General features: G+C 65.5%; 17 protein-coding genes and 1 pseudogene. 8 read left to right on the forward strand and 10 right to left on the reverse strand.

From position 1 onward, the window contains the following. The 6 genes and pseudogenes from MMSP_RS00265 to MMSP_RS00290 all read right to left on the reverse strand — a co-directional run bounded on the left by MMSP_RS00265 (nucleotide 1) and on the right by MMSP_RS00290 (nucleotide 11,547). Nucleotides 1–4,002, reverse strand: coding sequence for a type VII secretion protein EccC (locus MMSP_RS00265; protein ID WP_020784986.1), 4,002 nt, complete (start codon nucleotides 4,000–4,002; stop codon nucleotides 1–3). Then, on the reverse strand, nucleotides 3,999–5,600 hold the full coding sequence (eccB, locus tag MMSP_RS00270; protein WP_020784987.1) for a type VII secretion protein EccB: 1,602 nt from the start codon (nucleotides 5,598–5,600) through the stop codon (nucleotides 3,999–4,001). The genes MMSP_RS00265 and eccB overlap by 4 nt, the downstream gene beginning before the upstream one ends. Beyond that, the gene (gene eccA3, locus MMSP_RS00275) at nucleotides 5,597–7,459 is read right to left on the reverse strand and encodes a type VII secretion system ESX-3 AAA family ATPase EccA3 (RefSeq protein WP_015354278.1); all 1,863 of its coding nucleotides are present in this window, start codon (nucleotides 7,457–7,459) and stop codon (nucleotides 5,597–5,599) included. Before eccA3 ends, eccB begins: the two co-directional genes overlap by 4 nt. Nucleotides 7,460–7,900: 441 nt before the next feature. Further along, nucleotides 7,901–8,806: pseudogene (locus MMSP_RS00280) on the reverse strand (class I SAM-dependent methyltransferase). Between the two features lie 18 nt (nucleotides 8,807–8,824). Further along, complete coding sequence (locus MMSP_RS00285; RefSeq protein ID WP_036426968.1) at nucleotides 8,825–10,402, reverse strand: PPE family protein; 1,578 nt, start codon at nucleotides 10,400–10,402, stop codon at nucleotides 8,825–8,827. A 242-nt stretch (nucleotides 10,403–10,644) separates the two neighbouring features. Beyond that, complete coding sequence (locus MMSP_RS00290) at nucleotides 10,645–11,547, reverse strand: oxygenase MpaB family protein (protein ID WP_051153571.1); 903 nt, start codon at nucleotides 11,545–11,547, stop codon at nucleotides 10,645–10,647. An 88-nt stretch (nucleotides 11,548–11,635) separates the two neighbouring features. Between MMSP_RS00290 and MMSP_RS00295 the strand changes: the two genes are divergently transcribed. Then, nucleotides 11,636–12,328, forward strand: coding sequence for a TetR/AcrR family transcriptional regulator (locus tag MMSP_RS00295; RefSeq protein WP_036425861.1), 693 nt, complete (start codon nucleotides 11,636–11,638; stop codon nucleotides 12,326–12,328). On the opposite strand, the gene MMSP_RS00300 is transcribed toward MMSP_RS00295, so the two are convergent. Together MMSP_RS00300 and MMSP_RS00305 are read right to left on the reverse strand one after the other, a co-directional pair. Next, on the reverse strand, nucleotides 12,282–12,830 hold the full coding sequence (locus tag MMSP_RS00300; protein ID WP_020784993.1) for a hypothetical protein: 549 nt from the start codon (nucleotides 12,828–12,830) through the stop codon (nucleotides 12,282–12,284). The two genes, MMSP_RS00295 and MMSP_RS00300, sit on opposite strands and share 47 nt — an antisense overlap. Before the next feature lie 6 nt (nucleotides 12,831–12,836). After that, nucleotides 12,837–13,418 (reverse strand): VOC family protein, encoded by a 582-nt coding sequence (locus MMSP_RS00305; RefSeq protein WP_020784994.1) that lies wholly within the window; start codon nucleotides 13,416–13,418, stop codon nucleotides 12,837–12,839. Between the two features lie 90 nt (nucleotides 13,419–13,508). On the opposite strand from MMSP_RS00305, the gene MMSP_RS00310 reads away from it, so the two are divergent. The 5 genes from MMSP_RS00310 to MMSP_RS00330 all read left to right on the forward strand — a co-directional run bounded on the left by MMSP_RS00310 (nucleotide 13,509) and on the right by MMSP_RS00330 (nucleotide 20,042). Continuing rightward, nucleotides 13,509–14,117, forward strand: coding sequence for a TetR/AcrR family transcriptional regulator (locus tag MMSP_RS00310; RefSeq protein WP_020784995.1), 609 nt, complete (start codon nucleotides 13,509–13,511; stop codon nucleotides 14,115–14,117). Between the two features lies 1 nt (nucleotide 14,118). After that, complete coding sequence (locus tag MMSP_RS00315; RefSeq protein ID WP_015354271.1) at nucleotides 14,119–15,252, forward strand: alpha/beta hydrolase; 1,134 nt, start codon at nucleotides 14,119–14,121, stop codon at nucleotides 15,250–15,252. After that, entirely contained in the window at nucleotides 15,243–16,211 is a 969-nt protein-coding gene (locus MMSP_RS00320; RefSeq protein WP_015354270.1) for a 2-hydroxyacid dehydrogenase, read from the forward strand. Before MMSP_RS00315 ends, MMSP_RS00320 begins: the two co-directional genes overlap by 10 nt. 56 nt (nucleotides 16,212–16,267) lie before the next feature. After that, nucleotides 16,268–18,454 (forward strand): acyl-CoA dehydrogenase, encoded by a 2,187-nt coding sequence (locus MMSP_RS00325; protein ID WP_020784996.1) that lies wholly within the window; start codon nucleotides 16,268–16,270, stop codon nucleotides 18,452–18,454. A gap of 235 nt (nucleotides 18,455–18,689) precedes the next feature. Next, nucleotides 18,690–20,042, forward strand: a complete 1,353-nt coding sequence (locus MMSP_RS00330; protein WP_036426971.1) for a wax ester/triacylglycerol synthase family O-acyltransferase — start codon at nucleotides 18,690–18,692, stop codon at nucleotides 20,040–20,042. Nucleotides 20,043–20,488: 446 nt separating this feature from the next. Here MMSP_RS00330 and fadD2 read toward each other — a convergent pair whose 3' ends face one another. Further along, nucleotides 20,489–22,162, reverse strand: a complete 1,674-nt coding sequence (gene fadD2 / locus MMSP_RS00335; protein WP_020784999.1) for a long-chain-fatty-acid--CoA ligase FadD2 — start codon at nucleotides 22,160–22,162, stop codon at nucleotides 20,489–20,491. A 67-nt stretch (nucleotides 22,163–22,229) separates the two neighbouring features. Between fadD2 and MMSP_RS00340 the strand changes: the two genes are divergently transcribed. Further along, nucleotides 22,230–23,492, forward strand: a complete 1,263-nt coding sequence (locus MMSP_RS00340) for a DNA polymerase domain-containing protein (protein ID WP_036425865.1) — start codon at nucleotides 22,230–22,232, stop codon at nucleotides 23,490–23,492. Here the strand turns inward: MMSP_RS00340 and MMSP_RS00345 are convergent, their stop codons facing one another. Further along, nucleotides 23,493–24,890, reverse strand: coding sequence for a NarK family nitrate/nitrite MFS transporter (locus MMSP_RS00345; protein WP_020785001.1), 1,398 nt, complete (start codon nucleotides 24,888–24,890; stop codon nucleotides 23,493–23,495). Nucleotides 24,891–25,143: 253 nt separating this feature from the next. Here MMSP_RS00345 and MMSP_RS00350 point away from each other — a divergent pair, with 253 nt between their 5' ends. Then, nucleotides 25,144–26,136 (forward strand): ABC transporter substrate-binding protein, encoded by a 993-nt coding sequence (locus MMSP_RS00350; protein WP_020785002.1) that lies wholly within the window; start codon nucleotides 25,144–25,146, stop codon nucleotides 26,134–26,136. The last annotated feature ends 49 nt before the right edge of the window (nucleotides 26,137–26,185 follow it).

Here is a 26,185-nt window from a genome sequence, read left to right on the forward strand (position 1 = left end):
CTAATTTCCCTTCTGTTGCGTTTCAGTAACTGTCGCGGCCTCACCGACAAGCGGATTGACCAATTGCACGTACGTCGGATCATCACTGTCGCCCAACAACATCGCTCGTCCCGCCGGTAGGCGACTGAACCGCTGACCGCGGATCTTGCCGCTGTCTTGCGGGTTGCCCGCCAACATCAACGTGGTCGCCTGCAGATCGTTGAACCGGCGCAACAGCGGGCTGGTCATCAGCGCGTGCGCCGATCCGGACGCGCGCGCCGTGACGATCACCCGCAACCCGAGATCTGCGGCTTGGGCCAGCAGACCGATCAGCGGTGTCCACGGCCGCTGCCCGGCAAAGGGACCCGACATCGCGGCCGTGTCCGGGATCTGGTCAACGTCATCGATGATCAGGTAGTGGGTGTGGCCATGATAAGTCCACCGGGCCAGCTCCGCGGCAGACATGCCCGTCGGCGGCCGTCGTGAGTCGATCAGGTTGGCCAGGCCCAGCATCGCCGGGACGATCCGGTCGATGTTGGCGGTGTACTCGTTTTCGGGGAATAACGGCTCGTCAACGAGATGCAGCCGTCGATCCAGCACGGTGAAAGCCACCTGATCCTCGGTGGAGTGCTCACGAACGGTGCGGATGATGTGGCGCAGCAGGGTCGTCTTGCCCGATTTGCTGTCACCGAACACCATCAACAGCGGGTTCTCGGCAAGGTTGAGCACCACCGGCGCCAAGTCTTCTTCGCGCTGACCGATGACGATCTGATCCGGGCCGCGGTAGAGGTTTCCGACCGCGTCCGGGGCAAGGTCGATCGGCAACAGCCGCACCGGTGGGGCGGCCATGCCCGGGTAGCGCGCGTTGATTGCCGGCACCTGATCCAGCTCTGGCGCGGCGAACAGGAAATGCTCGGCGGCCATGGTTAGCCCGCGGCCGGGCTGGTCGTGCGGAACGGATTCGGCCGGTCGACGCAGCGCGCCGACCACCCGCACGTTGCTGTCCCGCGCGTCGTGCAACCGCAGTTCGAGACGCATCCCGAGACCGTCGCGCATCGCCAACGGCACCTCCAGCCAGCTGGGGGTGGTGATGATGACGTGGATCCCGTACGCCATGCCGACATTGACCAACTCAGTCACCCTGGCCAGCAACGGGTTACGAGTGTTGAACTGGTCGGTGTTGTCGCGGCTGAACGCGTACAGGTTGTCGATGACCAGGAATACCTCGCCGAAACCGTCGTCGGGGACCGAACCATGGGCCTGACCGTTTCCACCCCGGTCCCGGAACACCTCGCGCTGCTGACGCGCCAGCAGCAACTGCTCCAACTCACCGAAGGTGCGCCAAATGCGTTCGGGTTCCAGTGCGGATGCGACGCTACCGACGTGGGCCAGGTCCTGCAGCGCCCGCAGTTGCCCGCCGCCGTAGTCCAGGCAATAGAACGTGACCTCGCTGGGCGAATGCAGGCTGGCGGCCGACAGCATGAACGACTGCAGCGCGGTGGACTTTCCGGATTTGGGACCACCATGGATCACCAAGTTCCCGGCCGACGAGGTCGCATCGAACACCAGCGGGTCGCGGCGCATCTCGAATGGCTTGTCGATCTCGCCGAGGGGCCAGCGCCACTGTCGTTGCGCCACCCCGGCCGTGGCCAGCAGCGTGCTCAACGGGATGGGCTCGTCCAACGGCGGCAGCCACAGCCGCGGCGCCTGCGGACCGTAGCGGGCCAGCTGTTCGCCGATCGTTGCGATCAGCTTGCGCGGCGGACCAACCGGGTGCTCCTCTTCGACCTCGGAGATGACGGTGTCCGGATCCGGCTCCACCGCGGTGGCGGTGAACAACTTGGGCTCCGGGATGTTGTGCACAACCCGGGTCTTGGTCTGCTGGGGCGGCTCGTAGATGCCGTCGACGTAGGTGCTGCGGAACCGGATCGGGGCCGCACCCGGCGCCGGAACCAGAAAGCCGACGCCCTTGTGCTCTTTGCCCGCCTCGATGTGGTAGGCGTCCTCTACCCCGATGATCTGGCGAGAAACGCTGGCGCTGGCGACTTTCAGCCCGATCCGATAGGAGGTGTTCTTGTCGATGTCCTTGATCTTGCCGACATCGAGGGTCTGGGACGCGAACAGGATGTGGATGCGGAACGACCGGCCTTTACGAGCCACGTAGTCGAACAGCTCCGCGTACTCGGGATGGTCGGCCAGCATCAGGGTGAACTCGTCGGCGACCACGAACAGCGTCGGGATCGGGGGAAGGTCAAGTCCGGCAACGCCCGCCGATTCCCGGGCGTTCTCGTATTCGAGCACCGAGTTGAAGGCGCTGCCCTGGATCTTGCGGCCGGCCTCGCGCAACAGCGTCTCGCGACGAGCCACCTCACCGCGCAGGGTGTCGGCGAACCGGTCGGCCAGCGACTTCTTCTCGGCCATGTTGGAGATCACCGCGACGACCTGAGGGAAATTCCGGAAGCTGTCCGCCCCGGCCTCACCCTTGAAGTCGGCGTAGATGACGATGAGCCGCTCCGCTGAGTGAGTTGTCAACAGCGACAGCAAGATCGACATCAGGGTCTGGGATTTCCCGGACCCGGTCATGCCGATCATCAGGCCGTGTGGCCCCATCCCGCCTTCGGCCTCGTCCTTCAGGTCGAACATCAACGGCTCGCCGCTGGCGGTGATGCCGATCGGCACGCGCAACTCGTCGTCGCGGCGGCGCTGGCCCCAGATTGCCTGTACATCCAGCTGTGAAGCGTCCGGGATGCCCAGCAGCGTGGTGAAGCTCGCGCCGCGGGTGGCCGCCGAGCGCAGCCCGGCATGCGTTGGGTTGGAATCCCACCGCGACAGCCGGCGGGCCAGGTGTGAGGCTTCGTCGGCACCCAACTGGTCCGCGTGGTCAATGTAGGCCTGCCAGCCGCCGCCGGTCTGCCAGCGGGTGATGGCGCCATCCTCGATGCGCAGGATCGGCTTCTCCGGATCCGAATACTGCTCGCGGTGCGGAAGGGTGGACGAACAGTGCACGACGGTGACCCCGGCGCGGCCCATAGCCAGCATCGACGCGTTGATGTCGTAGTCGGGATCGTCGACCACGATCAGCAAGTGCCGCAACGCGTCTGCTGCTGAGCCGGCGTAGGCGGGGCGATCGAGTATCGCGGGAGCCAACATTTCGACCAGGTCATCGGGGTCGGCCGCCAGGTAGCGGGCCGGGCCCACGCCGTCGGCCTGACCGGGGATGTCGACGTGCGGCAACCACTTCAGCCAGGACCACTGGCCGCTTTCCAGGTCGCGGGTGGCCAGCGCCACTCCCAGCACCGTCGGGTCGTGCCAGGTCACCGCTTGGGCAACCCAGGCCCGCAGCGCGTCGCGCACCTGGGCACGGTCCCCGACGAGGGTGACCCGCGAGACCTTGGTCAGATCGATCCCGGTCGGCACGTCACGAACCGTGCGTTGGGTGTCGAGCAGGCTATGTAATGCACTGTGCGACACCGGCTCCAAGTCGATTTCATCCGCGGTGTCGCTAACCCGCAGGGTGGTGGTGAGCGGCACGGAATGGCGGCCGGCCCGCAGCACCAGGAAGTCGGGATCGTGCGGGTCGCGCTCCCATTGCCGACGGGATCCGGGTACCGCGGCCAACGCGTCCGGGTCGGGATGGGACCACTGCGCCGCGGCCCGCTGCTGAGCCGCCTGGGCCCGGATGTTGTCCCGCACCACCGACAGATAACGCAGGTAATCGGCCCGTTCGGCGTCGACTTCCTCGGTGCGCATCTTCTTGTCGTTGCCGCGGAAGAGCGCGGTCGCGGCCAGCAGCAGCACGAAGGGGAAGAACAGGGTCTGCGGGGAAATCATCTTCATCCCGGTCGCCACCAGGGCGATGATCATTCCGACGATGAGGATCACGATCAGAACAGGCATCGCACGCCGCAACATCGACGGCGGAATCACCCGCGGCAACTCCGGCGGAGCTTCGATGGTGATGGTGCCCTTGCGGGTATTCGGCGGCGCCAGCCGCCGGCGGGCCTCGAAGATCAGTCTGCTCATCGGGGCTCCCCCTCGGCCGATTCCGGACGACCCGGCTTGCTGTCAGGTGCCAACCCGTCGTGGGCCATCAGTGCGTCGGCGCGGGACAGCGTCGGGCCTGGCGCGAACAACGACAGGACGGACCACGGAATCAGTACCGGGGGATCTTGCAGCCCAAGCGCCTCAACCGTCTTGCGGCCGCCTTCCCCTTCGGTGTCGATGCCGTAGCGCACCCCGGTGTCGGAGACCCAGAACAACGACCCGGTGGGCGGCGCCGCAGGGCCACCACCAGCGGTCTGGGTGAAGTAGCCGGTACCTGGCGCCAGGGCAACTCGGGTTGCCACAGCACCGTTTTGCGATCCGCCACCCACCAAGTCGACGGTGTGGACCGCGTCGGGCACCGGCAACGCCGCTCCGGACAACAAGGTCAGCGAGCTGGTCGTCGCACCGACCGGTTTGCTCCAGTAGGCGCAGGTGATGGGATTGCTTTCGGTGTCGACAAGGTGCATCGGTGTGGCGGGATAGCGGGTGGTATCCAGCATTCGCGACACCGGCAGCTTGGCGACGTCATCGGCACCGATCCGCGGCGGCTGCTGCAGACCGTAGGAGTTGGTGTTGCGCAGGATGGCAGCCAGCACCGGCGAGATCGGCTGCAGTCCGTCCGGCAGCACGGCATAGTACTGAATGCTGTTGTCACCCAGGGTGTAAGCCTGAACCACTGAGCCAATAGGCCCGGGCACGGCAAAGGCCGCCGGATTGCCTGCGTCGGGAATGGCCGGTGCCGCCAGCGGTGCCGCCTCCGGTATCGCGTTGAACAAACCCGGCGCGATGGGTCGCGGCGCGGGCAGGTCGGTGCCAAATCCCAGCGCATTGGTGACCGCATGGTCGGCCAGGTCCATCCGGCTGCGCTTGCCGTCCCACAGCAGCCAGCTACTGGTGCCGTCATTGACCAGAATCACCTGCCCGGCGCCGAGCGCGGTTGCCCGGTGGCCGCTGGGCTCCGGCGAGCCGGCGATCACCGTAACGCCGGTGCTGTGGGCGGCGCTGCCGCCTTGCGACCCACTGCTGATGGCGTCGCACACCGTCCAGTCGGAGTCGCGGGCCTCGCTCTGCACCATCCGCTCGGGGGCACCAGGAATGCCGATCAGGTTGCCGCGCGGAAAACGGTCCAGCTCAGTACTTTTCACCGTCGTGGGGTTGACGGGGTGGCCAACGATCAGCCGGGCGGAGGTCAGGTTGAGCACCGGGTGCAGGGTGTCTCCGACCCGCACGTACAGCGCGGCGGTGGACCGATCGGCGAGTACCGCGTTGCCCCCCACCTGGCCGTTGGGCCGGATGAGCGAGAATACGAAGCAGCCAACCAAACCGGTGATGAAGATCGGCACACCCATCAGGACCGAACGCGACTGGGTGCTCAACGGGTCGACCAGCATCCGGGTGTCGTGCAACGCGATACCCGAAGCGATGCGGCGCATCACGAACCGCCAACCGGTCACCTGGTGACGGGTGACGAAACCGCGCCGGTACTCGACCTTGTCGGGGTTGTCGTTGACCGGGGTACGCGACGTGAACGATCGCCGGGCACCGGCCCATTCGCCATCGGGCTCATTGGTCGTCATGCGGGCACCGAAAGACCCAGGCCGCGCAGCAGCGGTTCAACCGACCTGCCCACGTCGGAGCCGGTGATTGTCATTAGCTCGTCATCGCTGAACTCGCCGGATCCAGCGTGCTCGGAGTGGTCGAGCCGGAATTCGCGTTCTTCTTCGGAACGTTCGACGATGTTACGCACGAACCGGCCGTTGCCGGCGATGTCGAGGCTGCGCCGCGAGACTCCGTTGGAGTCCGGAGTTGAGCCGGCCGCCAGCCTGGCGAACAGTCCCTCCAAGTCCTGCAGCGCCGCCGGTTCGAAGATGCTGTCGCGCTGTTCGGCCATCTTGTGTGCGATCTCCACCAGCTCGTGTGAGGTGTACGAGGGGAAGTCGATGCTGCGGGTGAATCGCGAGCGCAAGCCCTCGTTGGTATCCAGAAACTTGTCCAGGTCGGCCCGGTAACCGGCGATGATCACCACCAGCCGATCACGGTCGTTTTCCATGCGGGCCAGCAAGGTGTCGATGGCCACCAGCCCGAAGTCGTTCTTGGCGCCGGTTGCTACCAGCGCGTAGGCCTCATCGAGGAACAGCACCCCGTCCAGTGCGCTGTCGATGATGGCGTTGGTCTTGGCCTCGGTTTCGCCGATGTGTTGGCCGATGAGATCGGCGCGGTGCACCTCCCTGATGTTCTCCCGCTTCAACAGACCAAGGCCGCAATAGATCTTGGCAACCACGCGCGCAATCGTCGTCTTACCGGTCCCGGGCGGGCCGGCGAAGATCAGGTGGTGGGTGCGCTGAGCTACGGCAAGCCCCCGCTGCTTACGCACCAGCTCCATGGCCACCGAACTCTTCAGCCGGGAAACCTGGTTTTTCACCTCTTCCAGTCCGATGAACTCGGCCAGCTGAAGCTCGGCCTCGTGCAGCAGCACGCCCTTGCGCTCGTGGGCGGAGGGGTCGACGAAGTCGTCGGCGCTGGGCTCGGTTTCGGGATCCCAGGGGTCGGTACGAGCCTCGATCTGACCTGTCGTGGTGGTCACAATCCCAAAGCTGGTGTCGGAGAGCGCGTGCTCGATTTGCTCGGTCTCCGGATGGGCGGCATACAGGTCCTGCAGGACTTCGCTTGCCGACTCCTCGTCCACGTGGGCACGCAACACCAACGCCTTGGCCAGTGCGCCATCGACCGCGGCGACCGGAACGGGGCCGTCCGGTTCCTCGAGGTAGGACAGCGCCGGGGCAAACATGCCCAACCGGGCCAGCGCGGTGCCCAGGGTGATCTTGGCCGCGTGCGCAAAGGCCTCGTCAAGTTCGGAGTCGTTGACGATCGGGGTCAGCAGCTTGACGACATCCGACCAACGCTGGGCGCGGTAGTTGATGACGACCGCGAGCCAGCGCGCGTCGCGCCAGCTCGGCCGGCGGTCGACAATGCCCGACACCAACTCGTTGGCCTTGGCGAATTGCGCCGACTCTCCCGCCAGCGCCAGTGCCGCCGCGTACGCGAGATGAAAGCCATCCGGGTCGGTCGCCCGAAACCGCAGATAAAGGCCGGTGTCGTAGAGAAAGCCCAACGACCCGGCCGCCAACTCCACGTGGCGCTGCAACGTACCGGCCGTACCCGCGGTCCGCGAGACCGCCTCGAGGACTCCAATTGACTGATCTCCGGCGGCCGCCAATCCGGTCCATGCGTCACACTGATCGCTGGCGACCCGGGTCAGCGCACCGAAACCCGATCGTGCGGCGTCCAGGTCAGCTGGGCGCTTGCGGTCATAAACCGCGATGCCAAGCGCGCGGCAGCAGGTCGCGAACCGGCTGACAACGTCAGCGTCCACCCGGCCGCTTACCCGCGACGTAGGGGACTGAGCAGCAGGCATGCCGATATCACCACGTTTCACGCTTCTGCTGTCTCCTGAACCTCACGTTGTTCTGAACTACCGTCAAAATCAGCCCTGAAGTTAGCATTGCATAAGCTAACTGTCGAGGTGATTGCGAGCACGTTACTCACCACCGGACCTCGCGCCCCAGTGCGCTGAACTGCAACTTATAGTCCCCCGGCGGACTACTGCACACAGCTTGCATCCACATGATGAATATTTCCTCCCCAGACGAGCCCACCGAGCGTCACCAAGCACTCCGGAGTAGTGAACATGATTTTCATTATCAAAACTTGGTTGACGCCCGGACCACCCACCAGCCGACCCCTCACCACGGTTGATCACCCGCAGAACGCATCGCCTGGGCGGCGTAAACCACAAGCCGCCCAGTGGTCGGATCCGGGCATCCAGAAGTTCCGAGCCGAACCGAATCCGGCATCGATAACGGCATCGAATCGCTGATCAGGGCTTGGTGGCGCTCATCAGGGTGTTGCGCGCGAACATCGCCGCAACCTCGGACCCGGGACCGGGTACCGGTCGGCCCACCTCGCGCAGGTAGTTGTTCAACGGGGTGCCCAGCGCGGTCCAGCCGTGTTCGCTAAACCAGTCGGCGGCCGGGGCACATCGCTAGTTGTAGAGCAGCTGGAAAAACGGCCGCTCACCTCCAGCAGCCACGGCGGCGCGTTCTTCCTCCAACTTGGCGGCGAACTCCGCGTCGGGCAGCGGTGCACCATCCTCCACCGCGACATGACTGCCGAGGCAGGCCAGGCTGTCGATGCCGGTAAACAGTTGCTCTTGCGCCGCAGCGGGCAGATAAATCAGCAACCCTTCGGCGATCCACGCCGACGGAGCTTCGGCATCAAAGCCGCTGTCCCGTAGCGCCTGGGGCCAATCGTCTCGCAGATCGACGGCGATCTCCCGACGCTCGGTGCGCGGCCGAACACCATGGCCACCGAGCACCTCACGCTTGAAATCGAGGACCTGAGGTCGGTCCAACTCGAAGATGGTGGTCCCGTCCGGCCAGGACAATCGGTAGGCGCGCGAATCCAGCCCCGCCGCCAAGACCACCACCTGCCGCACCCCCGCCTCGACCGCGCGGCGGAAGTAGGCGTCGAAGTACTTGGTGCGGGCACCCTGGAAATTGACGAAGTGCTTGCCAAAGTCGTCGCTCTGCAATTCGTGGTCCGCTGCGTTGCCGTCCAGGACGTCGGCCCAGGAACCGCCGACGGCGCGGCAGAACAGCTCCGCGTACGGGTCCACGGCCAAGGGGTCGGGCTTCAGCGCCTCTAGTGCAAGTGCCGTGGCGACGAATAGTGCCGTCAACCCAACACTGGTGGTGATGTCCCAGCTATCGCCTTCGCTACGCACCCAACCGATATTACGCGGCTAGTCGCTCGGCGCATCCGAGTCGGTGTCCCAGGTACCCGGAAGCATCGGCATCTTCGGACCGCCACCGAACTCGTCGGCGACCAGAGTGGTCAACCCCGCCGCCGTGGCGGCCGATTCGCTGTGCACCGTGCCGGCGAATCCCAGTCGCCCGGCACCCTGCGTCGAGGCCACCGGCTCATCGTCACGGGGTCCGCCCCAGTCCGGATCGACCTCCACGTCCATGAACTCCTCGCCGTAGCCACGTTCCGTCTTGCGCTTGCGCCGACGCCGACGTGCCTCCTCGCGCGCGGCCGCCGCGGCGGCCAGCGCCGCGGAATCCGGCTCCGGCGCCTTTCTCCTGGCGCTCGCGGCCGCGCTGGCGCTCATGCCTTCGCCATAGCCGATACCGGGACCACCCCCCACCACGAAGGGGAACCCGAAGCCCGCTGTGGCCGGGGCGGGCGGGGGCGGCGGCGCGGCGTTGGCCACCGTGCTCGCCGCGGACGGCGGTGCAGATGGCGGCGTGGGCGCCGCCACCGACGCGGCGACCGTGGGGGCCAACGCAACGCTGGGCGGCATCGGCGGGGCGATCGGCGCGATGGCGGCCGGAAGGGCGGCCGAATGCAGACCGGCCAGCCCGGATAGCCCGGCCAATCCCGATATCGCCCCCAGATTGGCAACAACGCCACCGAGTGCAACGGCGAGCAACTGCGGGGATTGCGCCAGCGCTTGAATGATCTGGGCGATGTGCGTCGGCCAATCGAACAAGACGAGTTCGACCATGAACTCGATGGCGCCGATCGGATTGGTGAACAATTCCTTGATGAAGGTCTGAAAGTCCTGACCGAACTCCAGGGCACGAACCAGCCACCAGATCGGTTGGGCTGCGTTGACGTAGTCGTCGTAGGGGATGCCGTTCACGGTCCCTTCGGCGGGATCCCAGATGATCCTGCCGCCGCTGATGATGCGCAGTACCTCGGCAACGAAGTAGTCGATCGGGGTGGGATCGCCCCCATGGTCATGGTCATGGTCATGGGCGGCGGCCGGCGCTGCCAGGATGCGCGGAGCCGGAGTGCTCGGTGGCGTCGACGCCACGGCGACCGCGGATACCGCTTGATAGGTCGACATGGTGGTCGCCGCTTGAATCCACATTCGGACGTAGTCGGCCTCGTTGGCGGCGATCGGAATGGTGCTGATGCCGAAGAAGTTCGTCGCCATCAAGACCCCGTGGATGACGTGGTTGGCGGCCAGCTCCGGCATGGTCGGCATGGCCGCCAATGCGGTGGTGTAGGCGGCGGCCGCCGCCTCATGCTGTGCAGCCGCCTGCGCACTGGTCGCGCTGGCCCACATCAGCCACATCAGGTATGGCACATGGGCGGCCACATACAGCTCTGCGCTCAACCCCTCCCAGGCCCCGCCCTGCACCGCTGCGAGCACGCCCATGAGTTCGTCTGCCACCGACGCGTACTCGGTGCTCAACCCCGCCCACGCCGCAGCCCCCGACAGCAGCGACGCCGGCCCCGGGCCGCTGCTGAGCAGGGCCGAATGCACCTCAGGCGGCGAGGCGAACCACACCGGAGCCACCACGGCCAGCACGGCCAGCACTGCCAGAGATGAATATGATTGTCATTATCGACATTCGACACCACGGACGGCCACATTGCAAGTCCGGCGGGAAACCACTTCCTGGGGGTTTTGGAGGCCGCCATCAGGTCCATCAACGCCGGTGGGCGGCCCAACGGATCGGGCCGAACGGATCTGGTCAGGGCGCGCCGAAGTCCACGCCCCTTCCGTAAGATGGAGAGTCAGCCGCGTTGGCCGGACCGCCCGCTCGGGCGTTACACCAACCGACGGCCGGTCCTGATCCGGCGGTCCAGGTCCCAGAGCATGAAATTGAACGGGAACTCGCGCACGATTCGCGGCATCATCCGATTCAGCGCACCCACCACGGCAATCAACCGATCGAACCGCCGTTGCTTGGCCGCATCCCAGGGCAACCGCATCTCGTCACGGAACCGCTGCGGCAGAAAACCGGTGGCGATCAGCAGCGCCAAGCCTTCCGACCACCGCCGCAGCGGGCCCGGCAGGGCAACCCCGCGCACCCGGGACGCGGCGATCGGATACAGATATTCGCGCACGGCGTCATCAATGTGGATCTTCTGCAGCGACTCCTGCCAGTACCGATCAAAGGCGGCCCGATCCGGCGGCCACAGCTCGGCGGGCACCTGCAGGGTGGTGCCCATCGACATGCCGTCGCGATAGTGGCGATCGGCCTCCTCGTCGTCCATCTCGCCGACGAAAGTTCGATAGATATCAACGCCGCCCTTATACAGGCAGGCCGCCACCCACAGCTGCAGCTCCACGTCGAAGGCGCTGTAACTCACCGGGCTCTCCGGTGTCGAGTAGACCTGGGCATGGACCCGGTTCACGGCACGGCGAAAGGCGGCCTTTTGCTCATCGGTGCCGGCGCTGGCCACCGCAACGTAGGTGAAGGTGGTTCGGGCCCGTTTTATCGGGTGGCGGTCGATTCGACCGCTTTCGACCCGACTTTCCATCACGCCGTGTCCAACTCCAGGACGCGCCAACTCCATGATCACGTTGGCCGGACCGGCCAGCAGCGCCACCCCCATCAGCCCATCCCCGAAACCGCCGCGTTTTCGCTGCCTGACCTGGCGCGGCGGGTCAGAGATCGGCCGCTCGACATGCGGCGCAAGCCGGCCCGCCGCCTCCTGGATCGTCACCGAAACCCCCTGCCCGCGGGTATCAATTGTGAAAACACCTGTTTCCCGATGGTGTCGTGCTACCGCTTTAATGTCAAGATATTTGGCAATGACTAATAATACCGAGGGGTCCAGCGCCCCAAGCATGCGTCCGTACCGGGGAGTGGAGGCGACCGAACGGCTCGCAGCTCGCCGCAGCCAGCTACTCCAGTCCGGGCTGGAACTGCTCGGTTCCAGCGATCGCGATATCGCCGAGCTAACGGTGCGGGGCATCTGCCGCCAGGCCGGCCTGTCGGCACGCTATTTCTACGAGAGCTTCCCCGACAAGGATGAATTCATCGGCGGGGTCTTCGACTGGGTGGTCGGCGATCTGGCCACCACCATCCAGGCCGCGGTTGCGACGGTGCCCCCTCCCGAGCAGGCCCGCGCCGGGATCGCCGAAATTGTGCGCACCATCGTCGGTGACGCCCGCATCGGGCGGCTGCTCTTCAGCACCCACCTGGCCAATCCCGTGGTCGTGCGCAAGCGCACCGAATCCAGCGCACTGTTCGCCATGCTGTCGGGCCAGCATGCCGGCGATGCGCTCAGAATCCCGGCCAACGACCGGATCAAGGTGGGCGCGCACTTCATCGTCGGCGGCGTTGCCCAGACCATCAGCGCCTGGATCGAGGGCGACGTCGAACTCGAGCCCGGCCAGCTCGTCGACCAGCTGGCTTCGCTGCTCGATGAACTCTCCGATCCCAGGCTTTACGGCCTCAGGGGAACAAGGGCAGGTGCCACAGCCGCGTCCCCGGCTCAATAAGCCACAGCCGCGCCAGCGTGAGTCGCATGATGCGTTGCGCCCCGGTGATCATCACGACGGCTATCGGTAGCTCGATGAACAGCGCGGACCCCACCGACCACCAGCGGTCGCTGGGCCCCGCCGTCATCAGATCGAACCAGGCGTCACAGATCAGCAGCACACCGGTGGTGAAAGCGGTCAGCAGCAGCAGTTGGCGGCGCAGATAGCCCAGCACCGCGGTAGCCGCCATGAAGGCCACCAACAGGATGTCGAAGCCCACCCAAGTGGCCGGCCAGTTGTGCGCCACGTAGTTGCCCGGCAAGGTCAGCCCCAGAAATACCGTCCACGGGATCAGCACCAGCGCGCAACTGATGATGAGCCGCAGTCGGATACGACGAGTCCGGGAGAGGATCGTCGGGTCCACCAACTCGCCAAGCGGCCGTTCCAGCCAGGAAATCAGATCACGCCGTTGCTGCGGGCTCAGTGCCGCGATCTGATCGTCGGTCAAGATAGCGTCGGTCACGCTTACCTAGTGCCCCGCTGCCACCGGAGGCCGCCGGTCTACCGCCGTGCGGGGCACCGCCGGCGTGTCGTCGGCAGTGAACTCCTTTATCCAGCAGGCGAATTCCAGCGTGATGCCATCGGGATCCTGGAAGTAGAAGGAGCGAACGTACACCCCCGGATGCACCGTCGCCGACACCTGGAACTCGCTGTGGTCGTGATTGAGCACGGGGCCGACCCGCACGCCCTTGTCCTTCAACCGTTGCCGGTAGGCGTCGAACTTTTCCGCCGGTACGTGAAAGGCCAGATGGTTCATGGTGCTCACGGCGCTGGTGATGTCGCCAATGCCGGGGATGGCCCCCGGCGACGAGATGCCCGGGACGCGATCGGGTGCGTCGGCGAACCAGAAGAAGGCGACGCAGTCACCGTTGCCCGCATCGAAAAAGAAGTGCTGGCCCTGGCCGCCGGGCAGGTCGAGCGACTTGATCAGCGGCATCCCGAGGATGTTGCTGTAGAAGTCCACGGTACGAGCCATGTCCGAACAGGCCAGCGCGACGTGGTTGATTCCGCCGAACTCGAATTCGGTATTGGTGTTGTGCGGCTTGATCATCTGTTGACTCCGATCAAGTGCGTGGCCTGGCCACGATTCAAATCTGAATCTAACATCAGATTCAGATTTGTTCCAGAGGAGGTACGCCAGGTGCCGGAGTTCCCGACGCACCGCGGACGCCAGACGCAGGCCGCGATCGACACCGCCGCCCGGACGGTTATTGCGCGCAAGGGCATCTTGGCCACCACGATTGCCGACATCGCCGCCGAGGCCGGCCGCTCGGCGGCATCCTTCTACAACTACTACGACTCCAAAGAAGCGATGGTCCGCCAGTGGGCACTGCGGTTTCGCGATGAAGTCAACCAGCGGGCGCTGTCGGTGACCAGCCACGGTCTCTCCAATCGGGAGCGCGCCTATGAAGCCGCCGCCGCGCACTGGAACACCTATCGCAACCGCCTCGCGGAGATGGTCGGCGTGTCGCAGTTGGCCATGGTCAATGAGGACTTTGCCCAACAGTGGGCCGATATGTGTGCAATCCCCATCAGTTTCATCAAGGAAACGGTCAAGCGCGCCCAGGCCGAGGGCTACTGCCCGGGCGACGACCCGCAGCTGGTCGCCGAGGCGATCGTGGCAATGTTCAACCAGTTCTGTTACATCCAGCTCAGCGGGTCTCGCACCAAAGAACCCGACGACCTGGCCTGCATCCAGACCCTGGCCAACATCTACTACCGAGCCATCTACGGCGTGGAGGTCTCCTGAATTGTCCGCTGCAACCGGCACGCCCGAGATCAACCGCGAGTTCGTCGGGCTGAGTTCGCCGACCGCCGGACGAGCCGGTGCCGGCGGACACCCGTGCCAAGGGCTCTATCACCGTGCCGCCGGAACCAGGCCAACGGTGGCGATGATCGCCACGCACTACCAGATCGATTTCTCCGAGCACTACCTCGCCGACTACATGGCCGCCCGCGGCATCGGGTTCCTGGGCTGGAACACCAGGTTTCGCGGCTTCGAAAGCAACTTTGCGCTGGACCACGCGCTGGTCGACATCGGGGTCGGGGTGCGCTGGCTGCGCGAGGTCGCCGGCGCGGAAACGGTGGTGCTGCTGGGTAACTCCGGAGGCGGGTCGCTGATGGCCGCCTATCAGTCACAGGCGGTGGATCCAAACGTAACGCCGCTGGCGGGAACGCGCCCGGCGGCCGGCGTCAACGAACTACCCACCGCGGACGGCTACGTGGCCACCGCCGCCCATCCCGGCCGCCCGGAAGTGCTGACGGCCTGGATGGACGCCGCCGTCATCGACGAAAACGACCCCGTTGCAACCGATCCCGACCTGGACCTGTTCAACGAGCGCAACGGGCCGCCATACTCCCCAGAGTTCCTCAGCCGCTACCGGGCGGCGCAGGCGGCGCGCAACGAGAGCATCACCGACTGGGCCGAGGACGAACTCAAACGCGTACGCGCCGCGGGATTTTCCGACCGGCCATTCACCGTGATGCGCACCTGGGCCGATCCGCGCATGGTCGACGCCAGCATCGAACCAACCAACCGAGAGCCCAATCTGTGCTACGCCGGAAAACCGGTGCGGGCAAACCGCTCAGCGCGCGGCATCGCCGCGGCCTGCACGCTGCGCAACTGGCTGGGCATGTGGAGCCTGCGGGTGGCGCAGACCCGGGCGGCACCGCACCTAGCCCGGATCACGTGTCCCGCCCTGGTGATCAATGCCGACGCCGACACCGGAGTGTTCCCCTCCGACGCGCAGTGCATCTACGACGGGCTCGCCAGCACGGACAAAGCACGCGCCTCCATCGATACCGACCACTACTTCACCACCCCCGGCGCACGCGACGAACAAGCCGACACCATCACAAACTGGATAGCGAAGCGGTGGCAGTGAACCAGCCGTTACGAGTTCTGGCCCACTTCGTGCCCGGCGAGAAAGTACTTGAATTTGTTGCCGCACAGCGCGATTGGCTCGAAATCAGGTGGTGCGCCGAAGACGACGACAGTGGCTTCTATCGGGAGTTGGACCACGCCGAGGTAATTTGGCACGTCTTGCGTCCACTCTCGGGCGCCGACCTGCAACGCGCGCCGCGGTTGCGGCTGGTCCAAAAGCTCGGCGCCGGAGTGAACACGATCGACGTGGCGACCGCGACCAAGCACGGCATCGCGGTCGCCAACATGCCCGGCGCCAACGCGCCTTCGGTCGCCGAGGGCACGGTGCTGCTCATGCTGGCGGCGCTGCGCCGGCTGCCGGAGCTCGACGCGGCGACCCGGCAGGGACGGGGCTGGCCAACCGACCCGCAACTGGGCGAATCGGTGCGCGACATCGGCAGTTGCACCGTCGGACTGATCGGTTACGGCAACATCGCCAAGCGGGTGGCCACCATAGTCTCCGCGATGGGCGCAACCGTGCTGCACACCAGCACCCGAGACGACGGGAGGCCCGGCTGGCGGCCCCTGCCCGAACTGCTGGCCACCAGTGACATCGTCTCGCTGCACCTGCCCTTGACGCCGCACACCGATCGGCTGCTCGACGCCGACGCCCTGGCCCGGATAAAGCCGAATTCGTTGCTGATCAACACTTCTCGCGGCGCCGTCGTCGACGAAGACGCCCTGGTTGACGCGCTGCGCAGCGGATCGCTGGCCGCCGCCGGGCTCGACGTGTTCGCCGTGGAGCCGGTGGTGCCCGAGAATCCGTTGCTGCGCCTGGACAACGTGGTGCTCACCCCCCACGTCACCTGGTACACCGTCGACACCATGCGGCGCTATCTGACCGAGGCCGTCGACAACTGCCGCAGCCTGCGCGACGGCCTGTCACTAGCCAATGCGGTCAACTGCCAAGCCGATTGTTAGCTTGGAGGTGCTTGGCCGATATGGCGGTTCAGCAATAAAGCAAGGGAAGGCGAGCAATGCCGATCGCGATAACCCCTGAGTATCGGGACCTGGCCGATTCGGTGCGATCACTGGTAGCGCGCGTGGCGCCGTCGGAAGTGCTGCACGCGGCTATGGAAACTCCGGTCGAGAATCCACCGCCCTACTGGCAAGCGGCGGCCGAACAAGGCTTGCAGGGTGTTCATCTCGCCGAGTCCGTCGGCGGACAGGGTTACGGGATCCTCGAGCTGGCTGTGGCGCTGGCCGAATTCGGCTACGGGGCGGTCCCCGGTCCGTTCGTCCCGTCGGCGATCGCCAGCGCACTGATTTCGGTGCATGACCCCGAGGCCAAGGTGCTTTCCGAACTCGCCAGCGGTGCCGCCATCGCGGCCTACGCGCTGGACTCGGGGCTCACCGCAACGCGCCAGGGGCTAGAGGACGGTGGCGTGCTGGTCATCCGCGGCGAGGTCCGCGCGGTTCCAGCCGCAGCCCAGGCCTCCATTCTGGTGCTGCCGGTCGCCATCGATAGCGGCGACGAGTGGGTGGTGCTGCGCGCCGAGCAACTTGAAATCGAACCGGTCCGCAGCCTCGACCCGCTGCGCCCCGTCGCACACGTCCGCGCCAACGCCGTCGAGGTTGGCGATGACGTGGTGCTGAGCAATCTGAGCATGACCACCGCCCACGCGCTGATGTCCACCCTGCTCTCGGCCGAGGCGGTGGGTGTAGCCCGCTGGGCCACCGATGCCGCGTCGGGTTACGCCAAGATCCGCGAACAGTTCGGCAGGCCGATCGGCCAGTTCCAGGCGATCAAGCACAAATGCGCCGAGATGATCGCCGACACCGAGCGCGCCACCGCCGCCGTGTGGGACGCGGCCCGCGCGCTAGACGAGGACAGCCCGCACATCGAGTTCGCCGCGGCCGTCGCCGCGACACTGGCACCGGCCGCAGCCCAGCGCTGCACCCAGGACTGCATACAGGTGCACGGCGGCATCGGCTACACCTGGGAGCACGACACCAACGTCTACTACCGCCGGGCCCTGATGCTGGCGGCCTGTTTCGGCCGCAGCGTCGAGTACCCGCAGCGGGTGGTGGACACCGCGACCACCACGGGCATGCGAGCGGTGGACATCGACTTGGATCCCGACACCGAGAAGCTGCGGGCCGAGATTCGCGCCGATGTGGAGGCCCTCAAGCGGATGGATCGGGAGCCCCGAAAGGCCGCGATCGCCGAAGGCGGCTGGGTGCTGCCATATCTGCCCAAGCCCTGGGGACGGGCCTCCAGCCCGGTCGAGCAGGTCATCATCGCCCAGGAGTTCAGCACCGGTCGGGTAAAACGGCCCCAGGTCGGCATCGCGGCGTGGATCCTCCCGTCGATCGTGGCGTTCGGTACCGAAGAGCAGAAGCAACGATTTCTGCCGCCCACCTTCCGCGGCGAGATGATCTGGTGCCAGCTGTTCTCGGAGCCCGGCGCCGGCTCGGACCTGGCCGGTCTGAGCACGAAGGCGACACGGGTAGACGGCGGCTGGCGCATCACCGGACAGAAAATTTGGACCACCGCCGCTCAGTACTCGCAATGGGGCGCGCTACTGGCCAGAACCGACCCGAACGCACCCAAGCACAACGGCATCACCTACTTCCTGCTGGACATGAAAAGCGAAGGCGTACAGGTAAAGCCGCTGCGCGAGCTGACCGGCCACGAAATGTTCAACACCGTCTACATCGACGATGTGTTCGTCCCGGACGAGTGTGTCCTGGGCGAAGTCAACCGGGGCTGGGAAGTCAGCCGCAACACCCTGACCGCCGAACGAGTATCGATTGGCAGCACCGACAACAACTTCCTGGCCACCTTGCCGCAGTTCGTCGAGTTCGTCCGGGACGGCCAGTTCGATCAGGTCGCCCAGCACCGCGCCGGACACCTGATCGCCGAGGGTCACGCCGCCAAGGTGCTCAACCTGCGCTCCACCCTGTTGACCCTCTCGGGTGGGGACGCCATGCCGTCGGCGGCGATATCCAAGCTGTTGTCGATGCGCACCGGTCAGGGCTATGCGGAGTTCGCCGTGTCGTCGTTCGGCACGGATGCCGCGATCGGCGACACCGACGAGTTGGCCGGTAAGTGGGGCGAGTACCTGCTATCCAGTCGCGCCACCACGATCTACGGCGGCACCTCCGAGGTGCAGCTCAACATCATCGCCGAGCGGCTGCTGGGCCTGCCCCGCGACCCGTAAGCCGCAAGCGGTCTGTCTGCGATTCGGTTCGATCCGCGGCGGGCTTCGCGCACCGGCCAGTTCCTTGAACCAAGGCTCGATCAGGTTCAGCCAGCAACTCGACGTCGCCATGAAATGAAGATGCCGGCGGCGGCCTGTTGTGCGCCGCACATTTCACGATCTCTGCTGTGGGATCCGCCGACAGTTTCATCGAGGCCGGTTGCTCGCCATGGGCCCCCGCTGTCTAATGACTTCGATGGAATTGATGATGCCGACCGATGCGTCCTTCCTGTTCACCGAGTCCCGCGAGCACCCCATGCATGTGGCCGGTTTGCAGCTGTTCGATCCTCCCGACGCGGCCGGTCCGGGATTTGTCGATGAGATCTATAGATGCCTGGCGGCAAATCGAGAGGGACAACCCGCATTCCGCAAGCACCCCGCAACATTGTTGGGCGGTATTACCAACCTGGGCTGGCAGTACGACAACGAGATCGATACCGACTATCACGTGCGGCGTTCGGTGCTTCCGCATCCCGGGAGGGTACGCGAGTTGCTCCAATTGGTTTCTCAGCTACACAGCCACCTGCTCGATCGCCATTACCCGTTGTGGGAAATGCACGTGGTGGACGGGTTGGCAGACGGCCGGTTCGCGATCTACTCCAAGTTCCACCATGCCCTGCTCGACGGTGCCTCGGCATTGATGCTGCTGCAGCGCGCACTTTCGGATGACCCTCGCGACACCGAAGTGCGGGCACCATGGAATCTGCCCCCGCAGCCGGATCACGCGGTTGGCTCTTCCAGGCTGGGATCGCTGGCCAACACGGCGGGATCTCTGATGGCACTCGGTCCATCGACAGTGTCCTTGATCCGCGCTGCGCTGGTTGAGCAGCAGTTGACCCTGCCATTTGGGGCTCCGCGCACCCTGTTCAACGTGAAGGTCGGCGGCGCGCGCCGATGCGCAGCGCAGTCATGGTCGTTGGATCGGTTCCGGGCCGTAGCGAAATGCGCGGGGGTCACCATCAACGATGTAGTGCTGGCAATGTGCGCCGGTGCGCTGCGCCAGTACTTGCTCGAGCAGAATGCGCTACCGGATGCGCCGCTAGTTGCCTTGGTCCCGGTTAGCCTGCGTTCGCAAACCGATGACTCCGGCGGCACCATGGTCGGGACCGTGCTTTGCGGTCTCGCGACCGACACCACGGATCCGGCGAAACGACTGGAAATGATCAGTCAGTCGATGCGCCGAAACAAGAAGGCATTTTCCGAATTGTCCCCGCTGCAGGCAAAAGCGTTGTGGGCCTTCAATATGGCGCCTTTGACGCTGACAGCTGTTCCGGGCTTCGTCCCATGGACAAAGCCGTCGTTCAATGTCATTGTGTCGAACCTGCCGGGACCGACCAAACCCATGTACTGGCACGGGGCCCGGCTGGACAGCATCTATCCACTGTCGATCGCTCACGACGGTCAGGCGCTGAGCATCACTCTGCTCAGCAACGCCGGCACGCTCGAATTCGGCCTAGTCGGGTGCCGTCGCAGTGCCCCGCACTTGCAGCGACTCCTGCTACACCTGGAGACGTCACTGTATGGCCTGGAACAGGCCGTCGGACTCTAGAAGTTCACTGCCAGCGTGGCGCGGCCCGGCGAACTGCTCATCACGGATCGTCAGACAGGCAAGCAAGAATGAGTCGATCACTGATGAATTCGGCATGACTCCGTCCTCGTTTCCAAAGCGAGGCGCCTCCCCGGCTCAGCCGAGCACTGGGCATCGACGTGCCCCGCCCCGGATTGTTCACCGGTGATTGAGGTCGTCGTCCTGTAGATGCACGGAAGTGTCTGTCCAGCAGGGAATTCGTGGGATTGCGGCGGCTCAGGTTCTCGAACCGGAAGGCACTTCGTAGGTGCAGGGCAGTTAGTGGTGGTGGACACCGACCGCCCGGTGCGATGCCGGTGGGGATGTCGCCGACGGCCGGGCGATACCAGGCGGTCGTCACCAACACCGCCACCTGACAACTAGCGCAGCCGCTACGGGCAGCGATGAACTGCGGAGCCAGTGACCGGCTACTCGATCTCCATCTCACGCAGCTCGCGTTTGAGGATCTTGCCGGTGGGGTTGCGCGGCAACTCCTCGAGGAAGATCACTTCCCTGGGCACCTTGTAGCGGGCCAGGTGGTCGCGCACGTAGTGCTTAACGGTCTCCTCGTCGAGGTCGGTGTCGGGCTTCTTGACCACGAACGCGCGCAGCCGCGCGCCCCACTCCTTGTCGTCGACGCCGAGCGCGGTGGCCTCCACCACGTCGGGATGCCCGCTGATCAGATCCTCGACTTCGGCCGGGAACACGTTTTCCCCGCCGGAGACGATCATCTCGTCGTCACGACCGCTGACGTAGAGCAGCCCGTGCTCATCGAAGTAGCCGACGTCACCTGAGGACATCAGACCGTCGATGATCTGCTTGTGGCCGCCACCAGTGTAGCCCTCGAAGGGGAAGGCGTTGCCCACGAAGATCCGGCCGACTTGGTCCTGCGAGACCTCGTTGCCGTTGTCGTCGAGGATCTTGACCTTGACGCCTTTGACGACAGGTCCCACCGTCGCGGCGTTGCGTTGCAGGTCCTCGGGCCCGGCGATGGTGGCAAATGCGATCTCGGTCGAGCCGTACATGTTGTAGATAACGGGACCGAGGTCTTTGAGTGCGCGGCTGGCCAGTTCGGCGCCCAACTGGGAGCCGGATACGAACACGATCTTCAGGCTGGACAGGTCTGGCTTCTTGTCTATCTTCTCGACCGCGTCGAGAAGACGCGACAGCATCACCGGCACCACGACCATGGCGGTCACTTTGTGCTTCTCGATGTCTTCGAGCACCAGCTGCGGCTTGAACTTGCGTCGCAACACCAGCGTCGAGCCCAGGAACATCGCGATGGTGGCGTGCAGGTACCCCAGCGCGTGGAACATCGGCGCCGGCAGCGAGGTCACCTCGTTGGCCTTGAACGGGACGTGCGACAAGATGCCCCCGACCGGCGCCAGCGTCGGCGGGGTACTGCGGTTGGCGCCCTTGGGGGTGCCGGTGGTGCCACTGGTCAGAATGATGATCGACGCATGCTTGCCGGCCTTGGGCGCCGGCGCGGTGCTGCTGCGGGCGATGAGTTCGGCCAGCGTTTCGTCGGTGCTGCCCGAGTCCTCCTCGGAATCGGGGTTGACGCCCAGCGCCCGCAGCTTGCCCAACGGCGGCTCGGCTTTGCTGACCGCGCCGGTGTACTCGTCGTCATAAATGATCAGCTTGGCGCCTTCGCGCTCCGAGACCTCTTTGATTTGTGGGCCGGAGAACTCGCTGTTGAGCAAGATGATGCGGGCGCCTGCCCGGACAGCGCCATAGTTGGCGATCAAAAACCAACGGTGGTTGCGCGCCAGGATGGCGACCCCGTCGCCGGCGGATACCCCCTTGGCCAGCAGGGCGTTGGCCACGGCGTGGGCGGCTTCGTCGAGCTGCTGGTAGGTGAATTCGCCCTCTTCGTCGATGCACGCCGCGCGGTGCGGATGACGTCTGGCGTTGAACGAGGGCAGCATGCCGAACTCGCCCCACTTCGCGATTTCGGTTGCCATCGCGGCGTAGTTCAGCGGCGACTCCAACCGGAACGCACCTGATTCGATGATCTTGCGCACGTAGTGCAGTTCGGCCGCCCCGCGGTCGACGTATTGCTGAATTTTTGCGACCCCGGGCAGGTCACTGAGGTTAGGCATAAGTTCACCATATGTGACGCCGGTCGCACCGCGACCATAGAGTGCATCGGAATTACGATTGATTCCCATGACCGGCCCGGTGTCATTGGAGTTGGCCGGTCGGCAGGTCAAGATCACCCACCCAGACCGAGTGGTCTTCCCCGGCCAGGGCGACCGGCCGAGCCGCACCAAGCTCGATCTGGTCCGCTATTACCTGTCGGTGGCCGATGGCGCGCTGCGCGGGGTGGCCGGCCGGCCGATGATGCTCAAGCGCTTCGTCAAAGGGATCGACGTGGAAGCGGTGTTTCAGAAGCGCGCCCCCACCAACCGCCCCGACTGGGTGGACGTTGCCGAGCTGCGCTACGCGTCAGGCACCTCCGCCCAGGAAGCGGTCATCCACGATGCCGCGGGACTGGCCTGGGCGATCAACTTGGGCTGCGCCGATCTGAATCCACATCCGGTGCTTGCCCGCGACCTCGATCACCCCGACGAACTACGGATCGACCTGGACCCGATGCCCGGTGTCGAGTGGCGCCGCATCCTCGACGTCGCGCAAGTGGTCCGCGAAGTGCTCGAAGATTATGGGCTCACGCCCTGGCCCAAGACCTCTGGTTCGCGGGGCTTCCACGTCTATGCCCGGATCGCGCCACAGTGGTCGTTTTCCCAGGTTCGGCTGGCCGCGCAGACCGTCGCGCGCGAGGTCGAACGGCGGATGCCCGGCGTGGCAACCAGCCGTTGGTGGAAGGAGGAACGCGAGGGAGTGTTCGTCGACTTCAACCAGAACGCCAAGGACCGCACGGTCGCCTCGGCCTATTCGGTGCGGGCCAACCCCGACGCCCGGGTGTCCACGCCGCTGCACTGGCACGAGGTGGCCGACTGCGATCCGCAGGACTTCACCCTCGACACCGTCCCCGATCGGTTCGCAGAATTGGGCGACCCGTGGTCGGGCATGGACGGCGCCGTGGGAGCGCTGGACCGGCTGCTGATGCTGGCCGAGGAACTGGGCCCGCCCCAGCGCGCTCCCGCCGGCGCGGGCAAGCGCAGCGATGGCCGCCGGCAGCCGAGCATGCCGCTGATCGAAGTCGCCCGCACCAAGACCAAGGACGAGGCGATGGCCGCCCTGGACACCTGGCGCGCTCGCCATCCCGCGGTGGCGGATCGGCTGCAACCCGCCGATGTGTTGGTGGACGGCATGCGCGGGCCGAGCTCGATCTGGTACCGCATCCGGATCAACCTGCAGCACATACCGCCCGAGGCGCGTCCCCCGCAGGAGGAGCTGATCGCCGAGTACAACCCGTGGCACGGCTACCGGCCCCCCGATGGCCGGGGCAGGCCCGGAGCCGACGGCTGATCACACCCCTAGCTGCGCCATCGGAGTCTTGCTGCGTAGGTAGCAGTGCCAGGTGACGAATAGCAGCGCGAGGAAAAAGACCACATAGAAGCGCAGCGCGGGTTCGATATTGCCGAACTGGGCCTTCGACCACGCGTAGGCCAGGGGCACCAGGAACCCACCGAAGGCGCCGACCGCCGAGATGACGCCCAAGGCACCGGCGGCTTGGCGACGCATCTGCACCATCGTGTCGGGGTCACCGCCCGCGAGCTCACCTTTGACCTTGAAGATCCGCGAGATCATGCGATAGGTCGATCCGTTTCCGATGCCGGTGGCCACGAACAAGAACATGAAGCTGGCGAAGAACAGCGGCGAGTTGACGTTCTGCACCGACCACAGCGCGGCGGCCGCCCCGATCGCGAGCATCAGAAAGCTGACCGCGGTGACGCGGGCGCCGCCAACGCGATCGCCCAGCCTGCCGCCCAGCGGCCGGATCACCGATCCGATGCCCGCCCCCAGAAAGGCCCAGCCCAAGGCGATGTCGCCGCGATCGAAGACGGTCTTGAGCAGTGTCGGAAACGCCGCCGAGTAGCCGATGAAGGATCCGAAGGTACCGATGTACAACAGGGCCAGGATCCAGGTGTCGGCGTGGCGCAGCGACTGCCAAACCGGCTTCACGTCGGCCTTCGCCTCGGCGAGGTTGTTCATGAACGCAAAGGCGCAGACCGCGGCGACGACCGCCAGCGGCACATAGAACAATCCGGCCCGCGCCAGCGCCATCCCGCCACCGGCGACCACGATCGGCGGGATGATCTTTTGCACTACCGCGACGCCAATGTTGCCTCCGGCCGCGTTGAGGCCCAGTGCCCAGCCTTTGTCCTTCTCGGGGTAGAAGAACGAAATGTTGGCCATCGACGAGGCGCAGTTGCCGCCGCCCACACCGGCGGTCGCGGCAATCAGCGTCAGCAGCACAAAGGGTATGCCGGGGTGACTTACCGCCCAGGACAGCAGCAGACAGGGAATCACCAACAAGCTTGCGGAGATGGTCGTCCAGTTGCGGCCGCCGAAAACCGGGATCGCGAAGGTATAGGGCAATCGCAACAGTGCGCCGACACCGCTGGGAACAGCGACCAGGCACAGGGCTTGGCTGGGCGAAAGTGCCCAGCCCGACGCGGCGGGATGGCTGGGATGCCCCGGTGCGCCAACGGCCATCATCTGCACGACCACGATGCTCCACAACATCCACACGCTGAACCCGATGTGCTCGGCGAAGATGGAGAAAACCAAGTTGCGCCGGGCGATCGGCCGGCCGATCGTGTCCCAGAATTCGGGATCTTCGGGGCGCCAGTCATGAATCCAGTGGCGTCCGACGTGCTGCTCGCACGGTGCGGTGTGCTGGCGTACCGGGGTGATGGTCATCTACGTCTCCTGTGCAAGAGAGCGGCCAATCCGCGGCCGAATGGGCCGAGGACGCACGAACGAGTCGACGCTAACGACGGGCTGTTACCGAACTAGGTGGTCGCAGTTACGTCGTCGCAACGCAAAAATCACAACGGTCGCGGCCCCGCTGTTAGAAAAATCGCCGCACCCACGCACGCGCGGTGCCCCGGCCAAGCGTGCACCAGCCGGTGCTGTGGCGGGGTGACGGTCAGGCACGCGATAATCTCACGCGATGCAACAGGGATGGAGTCGGCGCGGATTCCTGCAGGTCGCGGCGGCCACAGGGCTGCTCGCCAGCGGGGTCGCGGCGTGCTCGTCATCCAAGCCGCAGGCGGGCACCGCTGATACCGGGGCGGTGACCATCACCCACTTGTTCGGCCAGACCGTCATCAAGGAGCCGCCCAAGCGCGTGGTCAGCGCCGGTTTTACCGAACAAGACGACTTACTCGCGCTGGGGGTCGTGCCCATCGCCGTCACCCGATGGTTCGGGGACCAGCCGTTCGCGGTGTGGCCCTGGGCGCAGCCCAAACTCGGCGCGGCACAGCCGGTGGTGTTGAGCCTCGACGACGGGATTCAGGTCGGCCAGATCGCGAACCTCAAACCCGATCTCATTGTGGCCATCAACGCCGGAGTCGACGCCGAGACCTATCAGAAGCTGTCTGCGATCGCCCCCACCATCCCGCAATCGGGCGGTGACGCGTTCTTCGAGCCCTGGAAGCTGCAGGCCAGCACAGTCGGTGAGGCGGTGTTTCAGAGGGCGCAGATGAAGTCCCTGATCGACGCCGTCGACCAGAAGTTCGCCGCTGTGGCACAACAGCATCCGCAATGGATGGGCAAAAAAGCACTGTTACTGCAGGGGCGGCTTTGGCAGGGCAATGTCATCGCAACGATGGCCGGCTGGCGGACCGACTTTCTCAACGAGATGGGTCTGGTCATCTCCGAGGGCATCAAACCCTTCGCCGTCGATCAACGCGGTGTGATCCCGCGCGATCACATCAAGGAGGTGCTCGATTCCGCCGACGTGCTGATCTGGCTGACCGAGAGCCCCGAAGACGAACAGGCGTTGCTGGCCGACCCCGAGATTGCGGCATCAGCGGCGACCGAGCAGAAACGCCATGTCTTCACCACCGGCGATCAGGCCGGCGCGATCGCGTTTGCGTCGCCCCTGAGTTATCCCGTGGTGGCCGACGAATTGCCCGCGCTGATCGCGAAGGTATTGGGCTGAGATTGCCGATTATTCGGCCACCGACCGCGCGGGTCTGAGCATCCGCTAA

Source organism: Mycobacterium sp. 012931 (assembly GCF_000419295.1).
GTDB lineage: Bacteria > Actinomycetota > Actinomycetes > Mycobacteriales > Mycobacteriaceae > Mycobacterium > Mycobacterium marinum.